The organism is Actinoallomurus purpureus (assembly GCF_024055795.1).
Lineage (GTDB): Bacteria > Actinomycetota > Actinomycetes > Streptosporangiales > Streptosporangiaceae > Actinoallomurus > Actinoallomurus purpureus.
Genome location: NZ_JAMXMY010000035.1, coordinates 45,533 through 66,838 on the forward strand (window position 1 = coordinate 45,533; position 21,306 = coordinate 66,838).

General features: G+C 70.5%; 22 protein-coding genes and 1 pseudogene. 10 read left to right on the forward strand and 13 right to left on the reverse strand.

Going from position 1 to position 21,306, the window contains the following annotated elements; translation table 11 throughout:
• Positions 1-20 precede the first annotated feature (20 nt).
• The 4 genes from NE236_RS40820 to NE236_RS40835 form a co-directional block, all read right to left on the reverse strand.
• Positions 21-2,147, reverse strand: a complete 2,127-nt coding sequence (locus tag NE236_RS40820; RefSeq protein ID WP_252847672.1) for a discoidin domain-containing protein — start codon at positions 2,145-2,147, stop codon at positions 21-23.
• 349 nt (positions 2,148-2,496) lie between these two features.
• Complete coding sequence (locus NE236_RS40825) at positions 2,497-3,144, reverse strand: TetR/AcrR family transcriptional regulator (RefSeq protein ID WP_252847673.1); 648 nt, start codon at positions 3,142-3,144, stop codon at positions 2,497-2,499.
• 124 nt (positions 3,145-3,268) lie between these two features.
• Entirely contained in the window at positions 3,269-5,041 is a 1,773-nt protein-coding gene (locus tag NE236_RS40830) for a sigma-54-dependent Fis family transcriptional regulator (RefSeq protein WP_504915099.1), read from the reverse strand.
• Between the two features lie 368 nt (positions 5,042-5,409).
• Entirely contained in the window at positions 5,410-5,697 is a 288-nt protein-coding gene (locus NE236_RS40835) for a hypothetical protein (protein ID WP_252847675.1), read from the reverse strand.
• A gap of 365 nt (positions 5,698-6,062) precedes the next feature.
• Between NE236_RS40835 and NE236_RS40840 the strand changes: the two genes are divergently transcribed.
• From NE236_RS40840 to NE236_RS40850, 4 genes are all read left to right on the forward strand, one after another.
• Entirely contained in the window at positions 6,063-6,611 is a 549-nt protein-coding gene (locus NE236_RS40840) for a YceI family protein (protein WP_252847676.1), read from the forward strand.
• A gap of 164 nt (positions 6,612-6,775) precedes the next feature.
• On the forward strand, positions 6,776-7,732 hold the full coding sequence (locus NE236_RS40845; RefSeq protein ID WP_252847677.1) for a sigma-70 family RNA polymerase sigma factor: 957 nt from the start codon (positions 6,776-6,778) through the stop codon (positions 7,730-7,732).
• Between the two features lie 118 nt (positions 7,733-7,850).
• Positions 7,851-8,033, forward strand: a complete 183-nt coding sequence (locus tag NE236_RS45440) for a hypothetical protein (RefSeq protein ID WP_372494524.1) — start codon at positions 7,851-7,853, stop codon at positions 8,031-8,033.
• A 763-nt stretch (positions 8,034-8,796) separates the two neighbouring features.
• A complete protein-coding gene (locus NE236_RS40850) occupies positions 8,797-9,249 on the forward strand; it encodes a hypothetical protein (RefSeq protein ID WP_252847678.1) in 453 nt (150 codons plus the stop codon).
• Between the two features lie 130 nt (positions 9,250-9,379).
• On the opposite strand, the gene NE236_RS40855 is transcribed toward NE236_RS40850, so the two are convergent.
• The gene (locus NE236_RS40855; protein ID WP_252847679.1) at positions 9,380-10,015 is read right to left on the reverse strand and encodes an acetamidase/formamidase family protein; all 636 of its coding nucleotides are present in this window, start codon (positions 10,013-10,015) and stop codon (positions 9,380-9,382) included.
• 378 nt (positions 10,016-10,393) lie between these two features.
• Here NE236_RS40855 and NE236_RS40860 point away from each other — a divergent pair, with 378 nt between their 5' ends.
• The gene (locus NE236_RS40860; protein WP_252847680.1) at positions 10,394-11,026 is read left to right on the forward strand and encodes an HNH endonuclease family protein; all 633 of its coding nucleotides are present in this window, start codon (positions 10,394-10,396) and stop codon (positions 11,024-11,026) included.
• 52 nt (positions 11,027-11,078) lie between these two features.
• Here NE236_RS40860 and NE236_RS40865 read toward each other — a convergent pair whose 3' ends face one another.
• The 3 genes from NE236_RS40865 to NE236_RS40875 all read right to left on the reverse strand — a co-directional run bounded on the left by NE236_RS40865 (position 11,079) and on the right by NE236_RS40875 (position 14,096).
• The gene (locus tag NE236_RS40865; RefSeq protein WP_252847681.1) at positions 11,079-12,176 is read right to left on the reverse strand and encodes a D-alanine--D-alanine ligase family protein; all 1,098 of its coding nucleotides are present in this window, start codon (positions 12,174-12,176) and stop codon (positions 11,079-11,081) included.
• Between the two features lie 106 nt (positions 12,177-12,282).
• Positions 12,283-13,287: an NAD(P)H-dependent glycerol-3-phosphate dehydrogenase gene (locus NE236_RS40870; RefSeq protein WP_252847682.1), complete on the reverse strand. Its 1,005-nt coding sequence runs from the start codon at positions 13,285-13,287 to the stop codon at positions 12,283-12,285.
• On the reverse strand, positions 13,284-14,096 hold the full coding sequence (locus NE236_RS40875; RefSeq protein ID WP_252847683.1) for a lysophospholipid acyltransferase family protein: 813 nt from the start codon (positions 14,094-14,096) through the stop codon (positions 13,284-13,286). The genes NE236_RS40870 and NE236_RS40875 overlap by 4 nt, the downstream gene beginning before the upstream one ends.
• A gap of 81 nt (positions 14,097-14,177) precedes the next feature.
• On the opposite strand from NE236_RS40875, the gene cofC reads away from it, so the two are divergent.
• On the forward strand, positions 14,178-14,846 hold the full coding sequence (gene cofC, locus NE236_RS40880; protein WP_252847684.1) for a 2-phospho-L-lactate guanylyltransferase: 669 nt from the start codon (positions 14,178-14,180) through the stop codon (positions 14,844-14,846).
• Between the two features lie 334 nt (positions 14,847-15,180).
• A complete protein-coding gene (locus NE236_RS40885) occupies positions 15,181-15,381 on the forward strand; it encodes a hypothetical protein (RefSeq protein WP_252847685.1) in 201 nt (66 codons plus the stop codon).
• A 141-nt stretch (positions 15,382-15,522) separates the two neighbouring features.
• On the opposite strand, the gene NE236_RS40890 is transcribed toward NE236_RS40885, so the two are convergent.
• The 4 genes from NE236_RS40890 to leuC all read right to left on the reverse strand — a co-directional run bounded on the left by NE236_RS40890 (position 15,523) and on the right by leuC (position 18,249).
• On the reverse strand, positions 15,523-15,807 hold the full coding sequence (locus NE236_RS40890; protein ID WP_252847686.1) for an HU family DNA-binding protein: 285 nt from the start codon (positions 15,805-15,807) through the stop codon (positions 15,523-15,525).
• Positions 15,808-15,915: 108 nt separating this feature from the next.
• Positions 15,916-16,143, reverse strand: a complete 228-nt coding sequence (locus NE236_RS40895) for an SCO5555 family protein (protein ID WP_252847687.1) — start codon at positions 16,141-16,143, stop codon at positions 15,916-15,918.
• 106 nt (positions 16,144-16,249) lie between these two features.
• Positions 16,250-16,840, reverse strand: a complete 591-nt coding sequence (gene leuD / locus NE236_RS40900; protein WP_252847688.1) for a 3-isopropylmalate dehydratase small subunit — start codon at positions 16,838-16,840, stop codon at positions 16,250-16,252.
• Positions 16,841-16,851: 11 nt separating this feature from the next.
• Complete coding sequence (leuC, locus tag NE236_RS40905; protein WP_252847689.1) at positions 16,852-18,249, reverse strand: 3-isopropylmalate dehydratase large subunit; 1,398 nt, start codon at positions 18,247-18,249, stop codon at positions 16,852-16,854.
• Positions 18,250-18,325: 76 nt separating this feature from the next.
• Here leuC and NE236_RS40910 point away from each other — a divergent pair, with 76 nt between their 5' ends.
• Positions 18,326-19,039 carry an IclR family transcriptional regulator gene (locus NE236_RS40910; RefSeq protein WP_252847690.1) on the forward strand — a complete coding sequence of 238 codons (714 nt, stop codon included), beginning with the start codon at positions 18,326-18,328 and terminating at the stop codon, positions 19,037-19,039.
• Positions 19,040-19,137: 98 nt separating this feature from the next.
• Positions 19,138-19,770 (forward strand): MerR family transcriptional regulator, encoded by a 633-nt coding sequence (locus NE236_RS40915; protein ID WP_252847691.1) that lies wholly within the window; start codon positions 19,138-19,140, stop codon positions 19,768-19,770.
• 181 nt (positions 19,771-19,951) lie between these two features.
• Here the strand turns inward: NE236_RS40915 and NE236_RS40920 are convergent.
• A pseudogene (locus tag NE236_RS40920) lies at positions 19,952-20,374 on the reverse strand (SDR family oxidoreductase); the annotation flags it as partial.
• Positions 20,375-20,426: 52 nt separating this feature from the next.
• Between NE236_RS40920 and NE236_RS40925 the strand changes: the two are divergent.
• Positions 20,427-21,230 (forward strand): hypothetical protein, encoded by an 804-nt coding sequence (locus NE236_RS40925; protein ID WP_252847692.1) that lies wholly within the window; start codon positions 20,427-20,429, stop codon positions 21,228-21,230.
• Positions 21,231-21,306 lie beyond the last annotated feature (76 nt).

The following is a 21,306-nucleotide window of genomic DNA, read 5'->3' on the forward strand; positions in this document are numbered from 1 at the left end:
CGGCGCGGCGTGTCAGGGGGTCAGGAGCCGAAGACCTGGAACTCCCATAGTGAGTAGCCGTACTGGGTCGACCGCGCGGTTCCGTACATGCGGACGTAGCGGGTGGAGGCGGTGATGTTGAGAGTCTGCGTGCCACCGGTTCCGGCGGTGGTGGAGTAGACGGTGGTCCAGGTGTTCGCGTCGTTGGAGACCTGGATCTGGTACGCCGTGGCGTACGCGGTCTCCCAGTTCAGCGTCACCTTGCAGAGGGAGTGGGTACCGCCGAGGTCGACCTGCAGCCACTGCGGGTCGCTGAAGGCCGACGACCACCGGGTGCCCAGGTTTCCGTCGACGGCATCTTGCGCGGGGAACGCCACCGACTCGGTGGAGGACGCTGTGGCGGTCTTACCCTGCGCCATGTTCGTCGTCGAGCAGCCCCCGGCGGAGTTCACGGTCCAGGTGAAGGAGGTCGAGCCGCCGGCGCCGGTGGCGTCCTTGGCGGTCACCGTGACATTCGAGGTCCCGGTCGTGGTCGGCGTGCCGGAGATCAGCCCGGTGGAGGAGTTGATCGACAGCCCTGCGGGCAGGCCACTGGCGCTGTAGGTGAGGGACTGGCCGGACGCCGAGTCGCTCGCGTGGATTTGCAGGCTGGCCGCGGCGCCGACCGTGGACGTCTGGTCGCCGGGGTTGGTCACCGTCACGGTGTTGCCGCCGCTGGTGGGCAGTGTCCATTGCTGCTGCGCGGAGCCGGTGCAGGTCTCGATGTCGAGCCGCGCGCCGGTGTTGCCGCCGGGATCGGTCAGACACAGGCCCGAGTTGGGGTTGACCAGCTCGCCGTTGGCCTGATGCTTCCAGCCCTGGGCGTTGGTGCCGTTACACGGATACCAGTCGACGTTGGTGCCACTGGTCGTCCCGGCGCTGACGACGTCGAGACAGCCGCCTTGCACGCGCAGCGTGTCGTCGTTGTACGGCGACCAGGTCTGGCCCGCGCTGCCGTTGCAGGAGCTGACGCCGATCGGGTTGCCCTCGGTGTTCAGCGAGTTCTGGTTGGTCAGGCACAGGCCGTTGATGCCCTTCACCGTGCCCGTCCCGGTGGCGGTCGCGGTGGGCGTGGAGTTGCCGCCCTGCTCGTAGGCGGCCACGTACGCGACGTTCATCGAGGCGCCGGACGTGGTGGCCGAGGTCGGCGTGGTGCAGCCGCAGATCCCGTCGGGGTAGTTGCCGCCGATCGCGAGGTCCCAGATGATGAAGAACCCGTGGTCGATGGCCTGCTGCCAGGCCGCCGTGCCCACCGACGCCTCGGTGATCGTGCTCTCCACCGTGCCGTCCATCAGGAACTGCAGGGACTCGGCGCTCGTGTTGGTGCGGTCGATGATCACCGTGTAGGTGTGATAGCCCGTCTGGCAGGTCGAGTTCGTGTTCGGGCAGGCGATCAGCGCGTGGCCGGGGCTGTTGGCCGAGGTGTGAAGGGTCTGCGAGGCCTGGTTGAGGCCGTTGACGTCCTCCATCATGTCGATCTCACCGGAGGCGGGCCAGCCGCCGCCGGCGCGCATCGGCTTGCCCAGCGCCCAGAACGCGGGCCAGTATCCCAGGCCGCCGGCCGGGTTCGGCTGCTGGATCGACGCCGTCATCTCCAGCTTGCCGCCGGGCGGGGCCTGGAAGTCGTCGCGCGTGCTCTCCAGCCGCGCTGAGGTCCAGGTGCCGCCGTTGTTGATGGCCTTGAGCACCAGATGACCGTTCCCGTCGAGGTAGGAGTTGGCGGTCGAGCTGGTGGTCTGCTCGATCTCGCCGGTGCCGTAGCCGGTGCCGATGTCGTAGAACCAGTTCGCCGACGAAGGCGGCGACCCGGCGGGCCCGGCGAAGTCGTCGCCGAACACGGTCGTCCACCCGGCCGGGGGCGGCGGCACGGTGTCGGCGTACGCGGCGGGGGCGCCGGCGACGGTCGTGGTCAGGACGGCGCTGAGGCAGGCGCCGAGCAGCGCCGTCACCACCAGGACCGCCCGGCACCGCAGCGGGCCGGATCCGGGGCGGCGCCGCGGAGCGCCCTGGCCGACGCCGTCGAAGGGGGCTTTCCAGGCGGCGAACAGGGAGCGTGCCCTGATCCGCGTCATCTCCCATGCCTTGCTGATCTGGGCCCATAGAGGTGGTGACGTTGAAGCCGATGACATCTGGGGTCTCCTGAGTGGCGAGGCGGAGGCATCGAAGAGAGCGCCCTATCGGCCGTAGATTCAACCTATTCAAAGCTTATGTCAAGCCTAAAATTAAGCCGCATTCGGTCATGCGTCACGGACCTGGTATTCGCGAGTTGCCTCGGCTACGGGAGCAGTGCCGCGGTCATCGCACTCCTCCTCTCTGGAGGAAAGGCCACCGCACTGGTCCTGGTCTCCTGCCTGGTCACGCTCGGTTCGGCCTGGCTGGGCGCCGTGGGCGAGCGGCTGAGCAAAGCATCCACGGCCCTGGTCACCCCCGAATGCAACCCCTCAAGGGAGGCCCCTCAGGCATCCTGACTCGCTCCGCCTACGCGGTCGTGAGGCGGACGCCGACGAGCTTGGCGAGGAACCGGTCGATCTGCTTCTCCAGCGGCGGCCAGGGCAGATTCGGCTCGTTGACGCGCATGGAGACGGCGCCGTGCACGGCCGCTCGCAGGTCCAGTGCCACCGCTGCGGCGTCGTCGGCGGGCGCGAGTCCGGCGTCCATACAGCGCTGAACCGCGGCCGTGGTTCGCTCGGCCAGCTCCTGCTTGAACGTCAGGTGCGTCCGCTGGTTGAGGGTGCTCTCGTGGAGGACCTTGTAGAGGCCCGAGTGCCGGCCGACCCAGGTGCCCAGGAAGAGCAGTCGTGTGCGCAGCCGGGCGACGGGGTCGGCCGAGGCGGTCTCGACCTGGTCGAGGTCGCGCATCAGGTCGCGGTGGCAGCGCTCCAACGCCGCGTACACGAGGGCGTCCCGGTCATCGAAATGGATGTAGACGGAGGTCGCGGCGATGCCGACCTCCCGCGCCACGGCGCGCAGGGACAACGCCTGGTCGTCGGCGAGCTCGTCCAGCATCCGCAGAGTGGCGGACACGATGTCGTCCCGCAACCGTTCGCCCTGGCCGCGAGGGTTGCGGCCTCGCGAGCGCGTCTTGGAGGCGCCCTGGGCCTCATCCGCTGAAGAGGTCGCGTCCATAGATCCGCCATTCTAGAAGAACGACCACTGCATGCGTAGCGCTACGACCGCTCACTGAACGAATGAGCATCGCCTACGACAGGCGGGCGCGATCGCGGTGTCCGGGGAGACGGGCGCGTGGGGCTCACCGGCCGTCGACGGAGATGCCGAACGCGTTGATCTTCCGGTAGATCGTCGCCCGGGAGATGCCGAGCAGGTCGGCCGCCGCCGCCTTGTCGCCTTCGGTGTCCCGCAACGCACGGACGATCGCGTCGCGCTCGGTGGTCTCCCACGAGGTGAGCACGCGCCGACTGGTCACGTGGCATGCCTCGGGCAGGTCTTGGGGCTGGAGCTGCCCGATCCGCCTGCGGGTCAGCGCGAACCGCAGCGCCTGCAGGAGCTCGGTGACATTGCCCGGCCAGCTGTAGCGCAGCAGCACCCGCATGGCCGCCGGTCCGCACGACACCGGGCCGCCGCGGGAGAGCCTGCGCAGCAGAACGGGCACGAGGTCGCGCACATCGTCGATCCGGTAGCGCAGTGCCGGCACGGTCAGCGTCACCGGCAGCTCGCGCAACAGGTCCGCCGGCGGCTCGGCCTCGAGGTACGCGGTGGCGACCACCCACGGGCGGCCCGGATGTTCGGCGGCCGCGCGCATCCACTCCCTGAGCGCCGGCAGCGCATCCGGGGGATACCGCTCCGGGTAGCGCAGCACCACGGTGGCCCCCGGCGTGTCGAGGGCGGCGGTCATCCGGAGCAGGCATGCCTCCCGGTCCTCGGCGAGGTGATGCCGCTCGACCACGACGAAGGGGCACGCGGGGCCGTAGCTGCGGTGGACCGCCTCCACGAGCGCCAGCTTGCCCACTCCCGGCTCGCCCTCCAGGAGCACCCAGGCGCGGTCCCGGCAGTGTGTCTCCAGCTCGGTGCACACTTTGCTGAGCGCGACGGATGTCCCGGCCAGTTTGATCTCAGGAGGCCGGACCAGGTGCCGAGGCGGCCTTGCCTCCGGCGCGACGTGGATCTCGACGAGGGCACCGGGCCCATCGATCCGCCCCCCGACCGGACGGACTCGCATGATCGCCAGCTCGCCCCGGGCCAGCGTCACGCGGTCGACCACTTCCCGACCGGCGCGCGACAGTTCCGCGACCTTGTCCCTGACGATCGTATGGTCGGCGGACTCGAGCAGGTGGGCGGCGTGCTCGTTGGCGATGATCAGATCGTCGCTGACCGTGAGGATCGCGCCGCCGCCGCGCCTGCTGACGCCGAGGAACTCGGTGAGCAGCGCCCGTTCGCGCTCCGATCCGAGCTCCAGCAACCGCTGTTCGATGTCGTCGGCGGCGTTGCTCGCCAGCGCGGCCATCAAGGGAGTGGCGTCCTTGCACCAGCAGGTGACGTCGATCAGGCCGGCCACTCGCCCCGTCAGACGGTTGTGAATCGGCGCTCCGGCGCACGCCATCGTGTGCAGTCGTTCGGTGAAGTGCTCGGTGCCGAAGACGGAGTACACCTGGCGCGCCTCGATCGCCGTCCCGATCCCGTTGGTCCCGACGTACTCCTCCCCGTAGCCGAAACCCGGGGCGAGCTGAAGGTGGTCGAGACATGCGGCCAAGGAGGGCTCCGCCACCCGCCGATCGAGGATCCGGCCCTTGGCGTCGGTCAGCAGGAGGCTGGCGGAGACCCCGGTGAGCATCGCCTCGAGCCGGTCGAGCACGGGTCGCGCGGCGTGGAGCAGGCCACCGTCGGTGTCGAGGTCGTCGAAGTACGGCGGATCGAGCTGGTCACTGTGCACACCGGACAGCCGCGAACGGCGCCATGACTCCACGATCCCGGCCCGGACCGCCGGCCGAGGCGCGTCCCCCGCTTCCAGGAAGCACTCTCTGGCCCTCGCCACAGTGCGGTCTGCATCGCCACAGGTATTGATCACTACCGGTCCCCCGGCGCTGGTGGCGTTCGCCTGCCCTCCTGTTCAGGCTACGTCCGGATCGCCGCCGGACACCCACCGATGACCGGAAATCGCGCCGCGCGCCCGTGAGGCGGCACGACGCGGCGTACGACGTTCTTCACCCGTGATCCCCCCGTTCGCGACCTCCGAAGCGGTGCGGGATCGGGCGGCCGCGGAGCGGAACCTCTCGGCCACACCCGTTCGGGAGCCCGGCGGTCCGGCTCCCGGATGCCCGCGGCCCCGCGGCCCCGCGCAAAGCGGTGGCCCGGAACCAGGGTTCCGGGCCACTGCGGACGGGCTGTCCTCCAGGGCCTGCCATGCCGGCCTGACCGATACCGGTCACCGGAGGCTCAGCGACGGCCCGCGCCGCCGCTCGGGCTGCCGTCGCTCATGGGGTAGGTCACCATGAGCGGGCTCGGGAACGCGCCGAGCGAAACGATGGAGCCATGCGCCCCGGTCGTCGTGGCGGGCCCGTTCGCGTACGCCGGCTGGGCGAGGATGCCGGCCGAGGCGGCGGCAACGGCGAGACCCAGGGCGGCGATCGTCTTCTTCAGCATCGTGATCTCCTCGATGTGTGCGGGGTGGTCCGTCGACCACGACTCCATGGAAACCCGCCACGCCATCGCGGGGCGTCTCATGTTGAGACGATGCGTCGCCTTCGGACGCCGGCCACCACCGGGCCCGGACCCTGGCCGCGGATCCGGGCGGCCGGGGGTTCTCTGCGGTGGGCCACCGGTCGTTGAGCGGCCGGGGCGGCTCGGTGCGGTGGGCCACCGGTCGCCGGCCGGCCGGTGCTCGGCGTAATGCTCGGTGAAGACTCGGCCGAGAGGACAAAATGAGGGCTTCGATCCTGCTTTGCGGCCGTGGCTGCCGGGCATGGGGTACGTCGCCACTGCCGTGTGGGCCGACGGATGGAGACGTTCCGAGCCGGGGTTGTGTTCAGTTGAAACTTCAACTAAACTCGCCTCCAGCAGTCATTGAAGACTCAAGCACAGGAGCGACCATGAGCGTTACCGCCGCCGAGCTGGGCCTGACCGCCGGCACCTGGAACATCGACCCGGCCCACTCCGAGGTCACCTTCACCATCCGCCACCTGATGTCCAAGGTACGCGGCTCCTTCACCGAGTTCACCGGCGCCATCGAGGTCGCCGACGACGTGTTGGCCTCCACCGCCACCGCCGAGATCAGCCTCGCCTCGATCGACACCCGCAACGCCGACCGGGACGGGCACGTCCGGTCCGCCGACATCCTCGACGTCGAGAACCACCCGACGATGAAGTTCGAGACCAAGGGCGTCCGCATCGAGGGCGGCAAGAACCAGGTCGACGGCGAGCTCACGATCAAGAACATCTCCCGGCCGGTCACCCTCGAGGTCGAGTTCAACGGCATCGGCGAGGACCCGTGGGGCGGCACCCGCGCCGGCTTCACCGCCACCGGCTCGATCTCCCGCAAGGAGTACGGCATCGAGTTCAACGTGCCGCTGGCCGGCGACAAGGCCCTGCTCGGCGACAAGGTCGACGTCCAGCTGGAGATCCAGGCCGTCCGCGCCTGAGACCTCTACGACGGTCGCCATGACGCACCATGGCAGAGAGCACCTGTGGGAACACCCCGGGTGCTCTCTGTCATGTTGAGGGTGCCCGCAATCGGGTATCGCGGAACAGCAGAGGGCACATCCGCGTTGATCCGTTTGGGATTCGATGTGAGAGCGAGGTGGCCATGGCGGCGACCACGAACGAAAGCAGGCGCATCAGGCGGCCGGGGCGGGCGGCCGACGGCGATCTGCTCGGGGCCTATCTGGACGAGATCGCCGCCACGCCGCTGCTGAGCGCCGCAGAGGAGATCGAGCTCGCCCTGGCCATGGAGGCCGGGCTGCTCGCCCACAACCACCTGGACGAGGACACGCTTCCGGAGGGCGCGACCCGCGAGGAGCTCGAAGAGCTCGCGACCCGGGGCGACGCCGCGAAGGACCGCTTCATCCTGGCCAATCTCCGCCTGGTCGTCAGCGTGGCCCGGCGTTACCCGACGGACGGTCTGAGCCTGCTCGACCTGATCCAGGAGGGCACGATCGGCCTGATCCGGGCGGTGGAGGGCTTCGATCCGCGCCGGGGATTCAAGTTCTCGACGTATGCCACCTGGTGGATCCGGCAGGCCATCGGCCGCGCGCTCGCCAACTCGTCCCGGTCAGTACGGCTACCGGGCGCCGTGCACACCGACGTCAACCGGCTGCGCAAGGCCCGCCGTGAGCTGGTGCTGCTGACCGGCTCGGAGCCGACCGACGAGGAGCTGGCGGCCGAGCTCGACGTGCCGGTGGAGCGCATCGGTGAACTGGACCGCTGGGACCGTACGCCGGCGAGCCTGGACGCGGTGGTCGGCGAGGACGAGGAGACCTCGCTCGGCGACCTCCTCGCGGACGAGTCCGCGCCCTCCCCCGAGGACGAGGCCATGGCGAGCGTCCAGCTCGAGATCATCGACGACATGCTGGAGCGCCTGGAGCCCCGCGAGGCGACCGTGCTGCGAGCCCGCTTCGGCCTGGAGGACGGCACCGAGCACAGCCGCCGCGAGATCGCCACACGCCTCGGCGTGTCGGCCGAACGGGTACGGCAGATGGAGCTGGCCGCCCTGCGCCGCATGCGGGAGATGGCCCAGCGCATGGACGCCCCCCTGGCCGCGTAACCGGGCGCGTTCACCCAGCGGGTCGCCGCCGCGTCGGCCGGCCACTGCCGCAGGCGATGAGGCAGGCGCGGACCGCGCGGTACTGGGCGCGGTCGCCCTGGTCGTTCCGCGCCGCCCGATGCTCGAGGAATGGGCCTACGCAGGCGGCTTCTTCACGTACACCGGAGCCATCGCCTCGCACCTGACCACGGGTTTACGCCCTCGGCGAGTTGGCACCGCTCACCGTCCTCGCCGCGCTGACCGTACGGTCGTGGGCCCTGCGCCCCCCGAGTCGCCGCACGCATCGCCCCCTGAGCCCTGATCCGCGCCCACCAGGCCGATGATCCGTCCTCCGGCGTGGTTCCCATCACCGTCCACCGCTGAGGCCCGCGGCGTCCGCCGCCTCTCCGCGCCGGGAGGCCGCTGCCCGCGATCCACGGCGTCGTCGTTCGGATGACCGATAAGCGCGATCGGCACGCGCACACCCCTCTTGGACTGAGCGGACGCCTCGGCGTTCACGACCCGCCGCATGCGGGAGATGGCCCAGCGCATCGACGCGGCCCTGGCCGCCTGCCAATGACCACGCGCCCCGCGCGCTCGTTGAGTTCGGGATTATCGCCCTTTCCGCGGGCACCGGAACGGCGACACTCCCAAACTCAACGGTGGGAGCCGTCCGCCAGCCAGTCGACGTCGTTACTGCCCGATACACCTCCCGGCATCGGCATGCCACGCTGTGAGCCATTGGCTGTCGATCCGGAGGAACTCGCCGAGCGAGCCGTCAGCGTGGCGGGTCAGCTTCCCTCGGGGACAAGCCGACCGTACGGGTCGCCTCCTCACGGCCACGTGGCGGTCGGCTGGGCGGTCCCCCACCGGTCACGCGGCAGCGAAGGCGGGGAGGCCGCCCCTCTGGGCTGATCGGGCACTGCGCTCACGAGCTTTGGGTCCGCGGTCATACTCCAGCGTCCGGCAATTAGGTCCTGAGGCCCTGTTGCCGGAATGGGCGGTCAGGCAAGGTGAGCATGCTCATGAGTCCGGGGATGCCTGGGTCTTGGCGCAGTGCGATTCCCCGCTAGGGAAGGACGCCATTGATCAGCAGAACGAAGAACGGCATCAGAATCCTGACGGCGACCGCGTTGGCGGGAGCGACCATCGCGGCCGGCACCGGAGCCGCGTCCGCACAGACCAAGACGGCGCCCGGCGCACCCACCACCGCGCAGTCGGACGGCGTCGCAGCCAAGAGCGGACCGATCGCCTGCCCGAGCGGAACAGGCTGCGTTTACGACCGCACCAAATATCTGCACTCGATGACTTCCATAGTCCCCAAATTCTTCCTAAATAAGTGCACTAGGAATTCGGCATACGCACTCCGCAACAATACGGTCAAGTCCTACCAGAACCGGACCCCATACAAGATGAAGCTCTATAATAAGCACTTCAAGGCGATGCGCATCGTCCCGCCAAGAGCACATCACGGTGCCTTCAGCACCGACAGCAAGTTCACGGATTACGTCGGCTGGATCTGCTTCGTCAAGCCCTGAGCCTTCCGCGCGCAGGAAACGCCGGGGGGTGCGGGAGACGAATCGCTCCCCCCGGCGTCGGTGCCTCCTGACGGTATCCGAGCTATCCGCTAGGCACTCACCTCCTCCTTCGCGCCGTGCGCGCGAGCCTTCAGGCGACGTCGGCGGTCAGGCCGGCGACGGTCGCGTCGAGAGAGCTGGTCGTGAGGGGCATCAGCACGGGTTCGGTCACTCGAAACCGTTCGACGCCCCGCTTGGTCAGGTGCATCCGCAGGTCGATCCACCCGTCGGCGGTGCGGCATAGGCCCCGTTCGCGGAAGTGCAGGTCCCCCACTGAAATGCGGGCCCCGGCCACGTGCACCGGCAACAGGATCTGTGACCGGGGCGTGAGGGCCCGGCATGAGGTCCGCGCCCGCTCGGCGTACGCGGCTATGCGGGCGTGATCGGCCGTGGCCTGCGCGATGCGGCCGAGGATCGCCCCGGCCGGATCACCGGCCGGGTCCCGCAGCATCGCGTGCGACGGGGCGAGGCCGAGGACGCCGGGGTGCGCACCGGTCGCGGGGCGGCCGTCCGTACGGCCGATGCCGAGGACCTCCACCATGAGGAGGTCGCCGGGCTCCGCGCCGACCACTCCGACCGGGCCGCACAGCAGGTCGCCGCCCTGGCACTGCATTCGTACGGAGCCGCCCGCGATGACCTCGGCGACGGGCGGGATCTCCGGATGCCAGCGATTGTGACCGGGCACGTAGTGGACGGTCGGGACCGGGGCGGCGGGCGTGAACAGCAACGTTTCGGTCCCTTCGATCGCTGGCCTTCGAACACCTCAATCCTGCACTTCGGCCTGTTTCAGTGTGGTTTCGCGGCGCTTAAACCGTCGTCAACGGATCTTCACCGGTATGGAGCGCCGCCTCCGATCGCTCCGTGGCGTATGGGTGCCGGGGCACCGTACACGGCGGGAGGCGGAGCCGAAGACTCGGCGGCGGAGCCGGGCGGCACCGGCCTTTCGGCCTGTCGTCACGGGCGACTTGCGACGAAGTACCCGTGATTAAGGATTAAGAGCTGACCTATCGTGATCTATCGCATTCGGCGACTCTCCGGGTGTCAGCCGCTCCGTACGTGACCAGACCCCCGCCTGGCCGGAGCGGCGGACAGAGGGAGAAAGCTCGTGAAGCGAGCCTTCGCCGCCGTCACCGCCCTGCTCGCGCTCGTCGTCACGCTGACGGCGTTCACCATCGGAGCGGCGAACGCCACTCCGCCCAACATCCCGTCCGCCAGTACCGCCGCCTCCCGGCTGGCCACGCTCACCGTCGCCACCGAGAGCCACCAGTCCACCTACGACCGCTCGCTGTTCCCGCACTGGATCACCATCAGCGGGACCTGCAACACCCGCGAGGAGGTGCTCAAGCGGGACGGCACGAACGTCGTGACCGACTCCGCCTGCGCGGCCACCTCCGGGAGCTGGTACAGCCCCTATGACGGGGCGACGTGGACGGCGGCGTCCGACGTCGACATCGACCACATGGTCCCGCTGGCCGAGGCCTGGCGGTCCGGCGCGTGGGCGTGGACGACCGCGCAGCGCCAGACGTACGCCAACGACCTGGGCGGCCCCGAACTGTGGGCCGTCACCGACAACGTCAACCAGTCCAAGGGCGACCAGGACCCCAGCACCTGGAAGCCGTCAGTGTCGTCGTTCTGGTGCACGTACGCCCGCGCCTGGATCCAGGTGAAGTGGTACTACGGCCTGACGCTCCAGAGCGCGGAGAAGTCCGCGCTGACCGACATGCTGAACACCTGCTGAGGCCGCGCCGACGTCGCAGGCCCCGGGAGCTCTCCCGGGGCCGTGCGCACGCTCAGCGGAGGCCGAGAGGACGCGCCAGGGCCGTGCGGATCCAGCGGTCCACCAGGGCCGGGTAGTCGAGGCCCGTCGCCGCCCACATCTTCGGGAACGCCGAGGCGGGCGTGCAGCCGGGCATCGTGTTGATCTCGTTGAGGACCAGGTCGCCGTCGGGGGTGTAGAAGAAGTCCACCCGGGCGAGTCCCTCGCAGCCCAGCGTCTCGAACGCCTGCACCGACAGCCTGCGGACCTCTTCGATGACCGCGGACGGCAGCTGCGGCGGGATGTCGAGGGCCAGGCCGTCGTCGAGGTACTTGGCCTCGAAGTCGTAGTAGTCGTGGCCGGAGCCCACCCGCACCTCGGCGGGCAGGCTCGCCTCGGCCAGGTCGTCGTCCAGTCCCTCGAGCACCCCGCACTCGATCTCGCGCCCCGGCACGGCGGCCTCGACGATCACCTTGGGGTCGTGCTCGCGCGCGGCCTCCACCGCGGCCTCCAGCGCGTCCTCCGACTCCACCCTGGTGATGCCCATGCTCGAGCCCGCACGTGCGGGCTTGACGAACACCGGCCAGCCGAGCTCCTTGATCTCGTCGACGACCTGCTTGCGCTCACGCCGCCACTGCCGGTCCTTCACGACGACGTACGGGCCGACGGGCAACCCGTGGCTCCGCCAGATCGTCTTCATGTACTCCTTGTCCATGCCGGCGGCACTGGCCAGCACGCCCGCGCCGACATAACGCACCCCGGCGAGCTCCAGGAGGCCCTGGATCGTTCCGTCCTCGCCGTACGGGCCGTGCAGCAGCGGCAGCACCACGTCGACCTCGCCGAGCGTGCGGGGCACCTCCCCCGGCTCCACGACGACCAGGCCACGGCTCTCCGGGTCGAACGGCAGTGCCAGCGGCAGCCCGTCCTCGGAGACCTCCGGGAGCCGGCCGTCCTCGATGGTGAGCCGCTGTCCGGAGGCGAGGACCCAGCGGCCGTCGCGCGCGATGCCGACGGGGATGACCTCGTAGCGGTCGTGGTCGAGCGCGGCCATCACGCTGCCCGCGGTGAGACATGAGATCGCATGCTCCGAACTGCGCCCGCCGAAGACGACGGCGACCCGGATCCTGCTCATCAATCCACCTCTTCCCACCTGCACCGACAGTCGCGGCCACAGACATTACACGGCATTCCGCCTCGTGACCTTCATCCCCATTTCAGGGGAAAGAGCAGCTCTCAGGTCAGACGCCGTACCGTTCCGGCTTCGGGGTCCGCGACATCAGCAGCCGGCCGGCGTCGGCTGGGCTGAGCCCGCCGTGCATGACCGCGACGATGCCCTCGGTGATCGGCATCTCCACGCCGTGCCGCCGCGCCAGCTCCAGGATCGCGTCGCAGGACTTGACGCCCTCCGCCGTCTGCCGGGTGGCCTTGACGACCTCCTCCAGGCTCATCCCGCGCCCGAGGTTCTCGCCGAAGGTACGGTTCCGCGAGAGCGGCGAACTGCACGTGGCGACGAGGTCGCCCATTCCCGCCAGCCCCGCGAACGTGTGCTGGTCGGCGCCGAGGGCCGCCCCCAGCCGGGCGATCTCGGCCAGGCCGCGGGTCATGAGCAGCGCGCTGACGTTGTCGCCCATGCCCATGCCGACCGCGATGCCGACGGCGAGGGCGATGACGTTCTTGACGGCGCCGCCGAGCTCGCAGCCGATGACGTCGTGGTTCGTGTACGCGCGGAAGTAGGGCGTCATGCAGGCCAGCTGCAGCTTCTGCGCGGTCGGCTCGTCGACGCACGCCACGGCGGCGGCGGACGGCTGCTCCGTGGCGATCTCGCGCGCGAGGTTCGGGCCGGTGACCACCGCCACGCGCTCCTCGGGCACGTCCGCGACCTCGCGGACGACCTCGCTCATCCGCTTGCAGGTGCCCAGCTCGATGCCCTTCATGAGGCTCACCAGCACCGCGTCCGGGGGCAGCAGCGGCCGCCACTCCGCCAGCCCCGAGCGGAGCGTCTGGGCGGGGACCGCCAGCATGACGTACGCCGCGCCGTCGAGGGCCTCGGCGACGTCGGTGGTGGCCGTCAGCCGGTCGGGAAGCCGCACGTCCGGCAGATAGTCGGGGTTCTCGCGCCGGTCATTGATCGCCTCGACCAGCTCGGCGCGGCGCCCCCAGACCGTGACGTCCCCGCCGGCGTCCGCCAGCACCTTGGCGAAGACGGTGCCCCATGATCCTGCCCCGAGTACCGCGATCTTCAAGAGGCCTTGGCCTCCTTGCCCGTGTCGGTCGTGCCGGTGTCGTCTCCGTCGGTCTCGGCCGTGTCGTTTCCGCCGGTCTCGGTCTCGGTCTCGGTGGCGTGCCGGGCCTTGGCGGCCTCCCGGTGGTCGTACAGCTTCTCCGGCGCGGGCTCGCCGCGCAGCTCCGCGAGCAGGTCGGCGATGGCCCGCATGATGTCGGCGGTCGCGGCGTTCAGCGTGTCCGTGTCGAGGGGACGGCCCTCGTACTTCGACAGGTCGACCGGCGGCCCGGCGATGACGTGCATCGTCTTGCGCGGGAACGGCCGGAACTTCTTCGTGCCGTACGGCCACAGCACGTGCGCACCCCAGTGGGCGACCGGGATCACCGGGGCGCCGGTGGTGAGCGCCATCCGCGCGGCACCGGTCTTGCCCGTCATGGGCCACAGGTCCGGGTCACGCGTACAGGTGCCCTCCGGGTAGAACATCAGGCACTCGCCCGACCGCAGGCCCTTCTCGGCGTCGCGGAGCGCGAGCGCCGCGTCGGAACGCTCGCGGTACACCGGGATCTGCCCGGTGCGGCGGATGATGCGGCCGATCACCGGAGCCTTGAACACCGAGCTCTTGGCGAGGTAGACGGGGAAACGGCCGGCCTTGTAGATGAAGTGGGCGAGCGCCAGCGGGTCGGACCACGACAGGTGGTTGGCGGCAATGATCACTCCGCCCTTCCGCGGGATGTTGTCCTGCCCCTTCCAGTCACGCTTCAACAGCGTGAACAGCGACGGGCGCAGGATCCCCACGACGATCGCACGCCAGACGGGCGACTGATCCATGCCCCTCCTCCTCACTTCATCCCGGTCGAGCCGGGGGTGTCGTCAAGTGTCGCGGTTGGCTCCGCGTAGTGTCGACCCACGATGTCTCGTACCCATCGCCTTACGTGGACGCTCGTCGTGCCGGTCAAGCCGCTGGCCCGCGCGAAGTCACGGCTGTCCGGCCCCGCCGGACCGCACCGCGAGCGGCTCGCGCTCGCCATCGCGACCGACACCGTATCCGCCGCGCTGCGCTGCTCGCGGGTGCGGGGGGTCCTGGTGGTCACCGACGACCCGGTCGCGGCACCCGAACTCATGGCGCTCGGCGCCCATGTCGTCCCCGACGAGCCGGACGCCGGGCTCAACCCGGCTCTCGTCCACGGCGTCGAGCGGGCGCGGCTGCTGGCGCCGGACGGCGGCGTCGGCGCGCTGTCGGCCGACCTGCCGGCCCTGCGGCCCGCCGAGCTGCACCGGGTGCTGGAGGCCGCCGAGGACGCGCCGAACGCGTTCCTGCCCGACGTCGCGGGCACCGGCACCACGCTGTACACCGCACGGCCCGGCGCGGTGTTCGCGCCCGCCTTCGGTACGGACTCCCGGGCCCGGCACCGGGACCTGGGCGCGCGGGAACTGCTGCTGGACGACGTCCTCAGCGTCCGCCAGGACGTCGACACGATCGACGACCTGCGGGCCGCGCTCGTGCTCGGGGTCGGACCGCGGACGGCCTCCGTGGCCCCTCTGCTGCCCGTGCCCTGCGAGTCCGCGCCGATCGACTGACACGGCGTACGGGCCGGGCATTCCCCGGCCCCCGGTCCGGCCGGCCGGTGACCGCACGGGCCGGGCGCCCCAACCCGATCACCCGGCGACCCTACGTGCCGACACCGAACCGGTCACCCGGCGACCCGACGGACCCGACGGACCCGGCACCGAACCGGTCACCCGGCGACCCTACGTGCCGACACCGACCCGATCGCCAAGCGACCCGACGTACCTGACGTGCCCGGCGCCGAACCGCACCCGGCGACCCCACGGCCCGGACGTACGGGGCGCCGGGCGGTCACCCGGCGGCTCGCCGTCCGGCTTCCGCAGCGGACGCTCTAGTCTGTGCGGCATGCAGGGCACGGTGAAGGCGTACGACGCCGAGACGCGGACCGGCAGCGTGCTGCTGGACGACGGGAGCGAGATGGCCTTCGACACGGCGGCGTTCGACGCCGGCGGCCTGCGGCTGCTGAGGTTCGGGCAACGGGTCAACCTCGCGGTCGAGGACGACCGCATCACGGTCATCACCCTGTCGACCTTCCCGCTGCCGTAGCGGCCGTGTCACAAGCCCGCTGTCCGGCTGCGCGGCGCCAGACGGCGCCTCGGCGTGTTGTCGCCGGTCCTCCAGAGCGGCCCTGACGACCACGACGGCGCCCGGCAGACCTGAGTCTGGCCGGGCGCCGTCGACATGCCGCTATTTCTTCTTGGCCCCGGCCACGAGGTTCTTGAAATCCGAACCTGCCTTGAACTTCGGGACCGAGGTCGCAGGGACCTTGATCGTGGCACCCGTCGCCGGGTTGCGGGCCTCTCGAGCCGGCCGATCGGCCTTCTCGAAAGATCCAAAACCGGTGATGGCCACCTTCTCTCCCTTGGCAACGGTCGCCTGAATGGTGTCCAGGATCGCGTCGACTGCCTCCGTCGCCGCCTTCTTGCTGCCGACTCGATCGGCGATCGCGTCGACGAGTTCGCGCTTGTTCATGGGTTTGCTCCTCTTCCCCCTTGCTCGCTCGAAACTAGGGGACCTTGGGGTATCTACACAATCACCCATGGCCGATGTTTTCGCCTGTGTCGCAGGCGGAACCGCCATTCAAGGAACGTTTTCATCGCCGTCGAGCTCGATCATGAAGGATTCGAGACGCTTGACGGCAAGCGCCGGATCCCGCTTGGCAAGATCGGTTATGAGCAAGAGTTGCCTGGTCAGGCGTGGTTTGAGCGCACCTGGAAGGTCTGCCACCCGCGTGTGCGCCTCGCGCAGCCGCAGGGCCAGGGCGTTCAGTTGCGGGTCGTCCCACGCAGGGCCGGACAGTGTTGCCATCATCACACCTCGTCACCTGCCTCTCATGGAGGCGCGCCGCGCGTCTGGACGGCAGGAGGGGCCGGCAGCGTTCGCTGCCGACCCCTCCACCGTACGGACGCGAGTGTCAGGCCGTCACCGGGAGCCAGGACTCGCGGTTCTGCTCGAAGGCGGTGATGGCGTCGGCGTGGCGCAGCGTCAGGCCGATGTCGTCCAGGCCCTCCAGGAGCCGCCAGCGCGTGTAGTCGTCGATCTCGAACGTCTGAACGCCGCCCTCGTCGCAGCGCAGCTCGCGGCGCTCCAGGTCGATGGTGAACTCCTTGGCGGGGTTCGCCTCGATCTTGTCCTGCAGACGCTCGACGGCGTCCTCGGGCAGCTCGATCGGCAGCAGGCCCATCTTCGTCGCGTTGTTGCGGAAGATGTCGCCGAAGCGCGCCGACACGACGGCGCGGAAGCCGTACTGCTGGAGCGCCCAGACGGCGTGCTCGCGCGACGAGCCGGTGCCGAAGTCGGGACCGGCGACGAGGATGGACGCACCCTGATACTCCGGCTGGTTCAGGACGAAGCCGGGGTCCTCGCGCCAGGCGGCGAACAGGCCCTTCTCGAACCCGGTGCGGCTGACCTGCTTGAGCCACACGGCCGGGATGATCTGGTCGGTGTCGACGTTGCTGCGCCGCAGCGGCACGGCGCGGCCCGTGTGCGTGGTGAAGGCTTCCATGGCTGGCTCCGTTACAGGTCGGCCGGGGCGCTCAGGCGCCCGGTTACGGCGGTGGCGGCGGCGACGGCGGGCGAGACCAGGTGGGTGCGGCCGCCCTTGCCCTGCCGGCCCTCGAAGTTGCGGTTGGAGGTCGAGGCGCTGCGCTCCCCCGGCTTGAGCTGGTCGGGGTTCATGCCCAGGCACATGGAGCAGCCCGCCTCGCGCCACTCGGCGCCCGCGGCCTTGAAGACCTCGTTCAGGCCCTCCTCCTCGGCCTGCGCCTTGACCTTCATCGAGCCCGGAACGACGAGCATCCGCACGCCGTCGGCGACCTTGCGGCCCTTGATCACCTCCGCCACCGCGCGCAGGTCCTCGATCCGGCCGTTGGTGCAGGAGCCGACGAACACGGTGTCGACGGCGACATCGCGCAGCGAGGTGCCGGCGGTCAGGCCCATGTACTCCAGGGCGCGCTCGGCGGCGGCGCGTCGCGTCGGGTCCTCGAAGGAGGCCGGGTCCGGCACACTCGCCGACAGCGGGGCGCCCTGGCCGGGGTTGGTGCCCCAGGTCACGAACGGCGTGAGCTCGGAGGCGTCGATGACGACCTCCTTGTCGAAGGTCGCGTCGTCGTCGGTGCGCAGCGACCGCCAGTACTCCTTGGCGGCCTCCCAGTCGGCTCCGGACGGCGCGTGCGGGCGGCCCTCGAGGTAGGCGAAGGTCGTCTCGTCCGGCGCGATCATGCCGGCCCGCGCGCCCGCCTCGATGGACATGTTGCAGACCGTCATGCGGCCCTCCATCGACAGCGACCGGATCGCCTCGCCGCGGTACTCGATGACGTGGCCCTGCCCGCCGCCCGTGCCGATCTTCGTGATGATCGCCAGGATGAGGTCCTTGGCGGTCACGCCGTACGGCAGCTCGCCGTCGACGGTGACCGCCATCATCTTGGGCCTGCGCTGCGACAGCGTCTGGGTCGCGAGCACGTGCTCGACCTCGCTGGTGCCGATGCCGAAGGCCAGCGCGCCGAAGGCGCCGTGCGTGGAGGTGTGCGAGTCGCCGCAGACCACCGTCATGCCCGGCTGGGTCAGGCCCAGCTGCGGGCCGATGACGTGCACGATGCCCTGGCCGGCGTCGCCCATCGGGTGCAGGCGGACGCCGAACTCGGCGCAGTTCTTGCGCAGCGTCTCGACCTGGGTGCGCGACACCGGGTCGGCGATCGGCGCGAGGATGTCGGTGGTCGGGACGTTGTGGTCCTCGGTGGCGATCGTCAGGTCCGGGCGCCGGACCGTACGGTCCGCCATGCGCAGGCCGTCGAAGGCCTGGGGACTGGTGACCTCGTGGATGAGGTGGAGATCGATGTAGAGGACGTCCGGCTCGCCCTCGGCGCTCCGTACGACGTGCGCGTCGTAAACCTTGTCCGCCAGTGTTCGGCCCATCACTCCACCTCTTCCTAGTCTCATGCTCCTCCGCTTGCGACTTGCATCTCAGATTGCGAGACGGCAGTATCGAAGCATGGACAACTCTAGCGGAGTCGGCGTCCTGGACAAAGCGGTTCTGGTCCTGAACGCCCTGGAGGCCGGCCCGGCCTCACTCGCCCAGTTGGTGCAGACGACCGGCCTGGCCCGGCCGACCGCCCACCGGCTCGCCGTCGCGCTGGAGCACCACCGCCTCGTCCACCGTGACACCCAAGGCCGTTTCATCCTCGGGCCCCGGCTGGCCGAGCTGGCCGCCGCCGCCGGCGAGGACCGGCTCCTCGCCGTGGCCCAGCCCATCCTGACCCAGTTGCGGGACCTGACCGGCGAGAGCGCCCAGCTGTACCGCCGGCAGGGCGACGTGCGCGTGTGCGTGGCGGCTGCCGAGCGGATGAGCGGCCTGCGCGACACGGTCCCGGTCGGCAGCGCGCTGCCCATGACGGCGGGATCGGCCGCCCAGATCCTGCTGGCCTGGGAGGAGCCCGACCGCCTGCATCGGGGGCTGCGCGGCTCGAAGTTCACCGCCACGACGCTCGCCTCCGTACGACGCCGCGGGTGGGCGCAGAGCGTCGGCGAGCGCGAGCAGGGCGTCGCCTCGGTGTCCGCGCCGATCCGGGGCACCGGCGGCCGGGTGATCGCCGCCATCTCGGTGTCCGGGCCGATCGAGCGGCTGACGCGCGCGCCCGGCCGGATGCACGCGCCGCCCATACTGGCCGCCGCCGAGAAGATCTCCGAGTCGATGCGCCGCGGCTGAGTTCCGCCTTCGGGCCAGGACGGCCTCAGAGCACCCTCCAATTAGATAGCCCGACTATCTAATAGTTGGATAGCGATAATATCCAGCCAAGGGGGCACATGAAGATTTCTGAGCTGAGCGACCGGAGCGGCCTACCGGTCCAGACGATCAAGTACTACATCCGCGAGGGGCTCCTCCCGAAGGGAGCGGCCACCGCGGCGACCAGGGCGGAGTACGACGGCCGGCATCTCGATCGGCTCCGCCTGATCCGCGCCCTCCGGGAGGTCGGCGACCTGCCGATCGCGTCCGTCCAGCAGATCGTCGCCGCCGTCGACGACGAGGACATCCCGCTGCACCAGCTCCTGGGCACGGCGCAGTACGCCCTGGGACCCCGGGCGGAACCGCACCGCGAGGGCCCCGACTGGCAGGCGGCGCGGGAGGACGTCGACGCGGTCGTCGCCGAGCTCGGCTGGCAGGTGCTGCCCGACGCGCCGACCCGCGACCTGCTCGCGCAGGCCTTCGTGGCGTTGCGCCGGCTCGGCCTGCCGATCGTCCTGAGCGATCTTCGCCCCTACATCCAGGCCGCCGAACTCGTCGCGGACCACGAGGTCGGCCGGCTGCTGGTCGGCGACGACCGGGAGAAGGCCGTGCAGACCGCCGTCGCCACCAACGTCCTGTACGAGCGGGTCCTGATCGCCCTGCGCCGGATGGCCCAGGAGAGCGCCTCGGCGCGCCGCTTCGACGACGGATAGCCGCGGCATGCGGGCGGCCCGGCATGTTCGGCCCCGAAGTCCCCGCTCCCACCGACGCCCCCGCCCACCGGCGACTCCTCGCCTTCCTCGGCGGGAATCTCCCGCCGTGCGGACGGCCTGGATCAGGCCGGTCAGGGGGGGTGCTCAGCGGGATGCTCAGCGGTAGCCGGTGTCGTCGGCGAGCCGGCCGGCCGGCCTTCCGGACCTCGGTGATACAGCGCCAGGCGTCCGGTCGGATGCCGTCGACGTCGGTGAAGCCGTAGACCTTCGCCAGTCCGCCGCTCGAGAGGGTCTGCCCGCTCCACCGGGCCACGTCGGGTCGCCGGCCGGTGCCACGATGGCCCGGCCGACGTATGTCGGTGACTCGGAGATGCAGAAGTGTGGCTCATTGGTCAACAGGCCGAGCATCGCCTCGGCCCGCAGCGTCGATCCGCTCGACGAGGGCGCGCACCTGATCGGGTTCCAGGTGGTCCACGGCCACGGCGACGCCCTCGCCGCCCGCCTCCGTCACGAGCTCGGCCGTCTCCTCGATCGTCTCGGGCCGGCCCATCTCCGAACGCCGCTCACACGTCGTACGCCCGGTGACGCACACGATGGCCCCCGCCGACAGTGGAAGCGGACATCTTGTGTCGTCTTTACGCGGGAATCATGGGGACGTGGAGTTCGAGACAGCCGCCGACCGGCTCTACGGCGTCGCCCCGTCCGAGTTCACCGCCACGCGGAAGCGGCTGGCCGGGGAGCTGCCACGGGAGGACGCCCGCCGCCTCACCGCGCTTCGCCGTCCGACGGTGTCGGCGTGGGCGGTGAACCTCCTGGTCCGCGACGGCGCGGTCGCGCCGCTGCTCGAGCTGGGCGAACGGATGCGTGAGGCGTGGTCGTCCGGCGGTGACGTGAGCGAGCCGGAGCGCGAACGCGGCGCCTTGGTGGACGGGCTCCTGCGCCGGGCGCGCGAGCTGGCCGAGGAGGCGGGCCGGCAGCTCAACGAGGCGCAGAGTCGTGAGGTGGAGGACACGCTGCAGGCCGCCATCGCCGATCCCACGGCGGCCGAGGCCGTACGGACCGGGCGTCTGGAACACCCGCTGAGCCACGCTGGGTTCGGGCCGCTCGGCGCCGTGGCGCCTTCGGTGACGCATCGGCGGAAGCCGGCCGCGCCCAAGGAGGACCCTCGCCTCCGCGCCCGGCGGCTGGCGGAGGAGGCACGGGCGGCCTCCCGGCGGGCGGAGGAGGCCGAGCGTTCCCTCGCCGAGTGGCGGTCCGAGCGGGACGCCGCGCGGAAGGCGCTGGCGGCGTCCGACCGGCGGCTCCGGGAGTTGCGTGAGCAGGTGAAGGACGCCGAGGCGGAAAACGTGGAGCTCGGCCGGCACGCCCAGGTGACCGAACGCGAGTACGAGCGCGCCGCGCGTACGGCGGAGGACGCCCGCCGCCGCTCCGACGACGCCGGACGCGCCGCCGAGCGCTGATGGCGACGCCGGTCCATTCCCCGGACGCATTGAAGACGACGAGTCGGGCTGGCACAGTAAGATCGGTAAAAGTCCG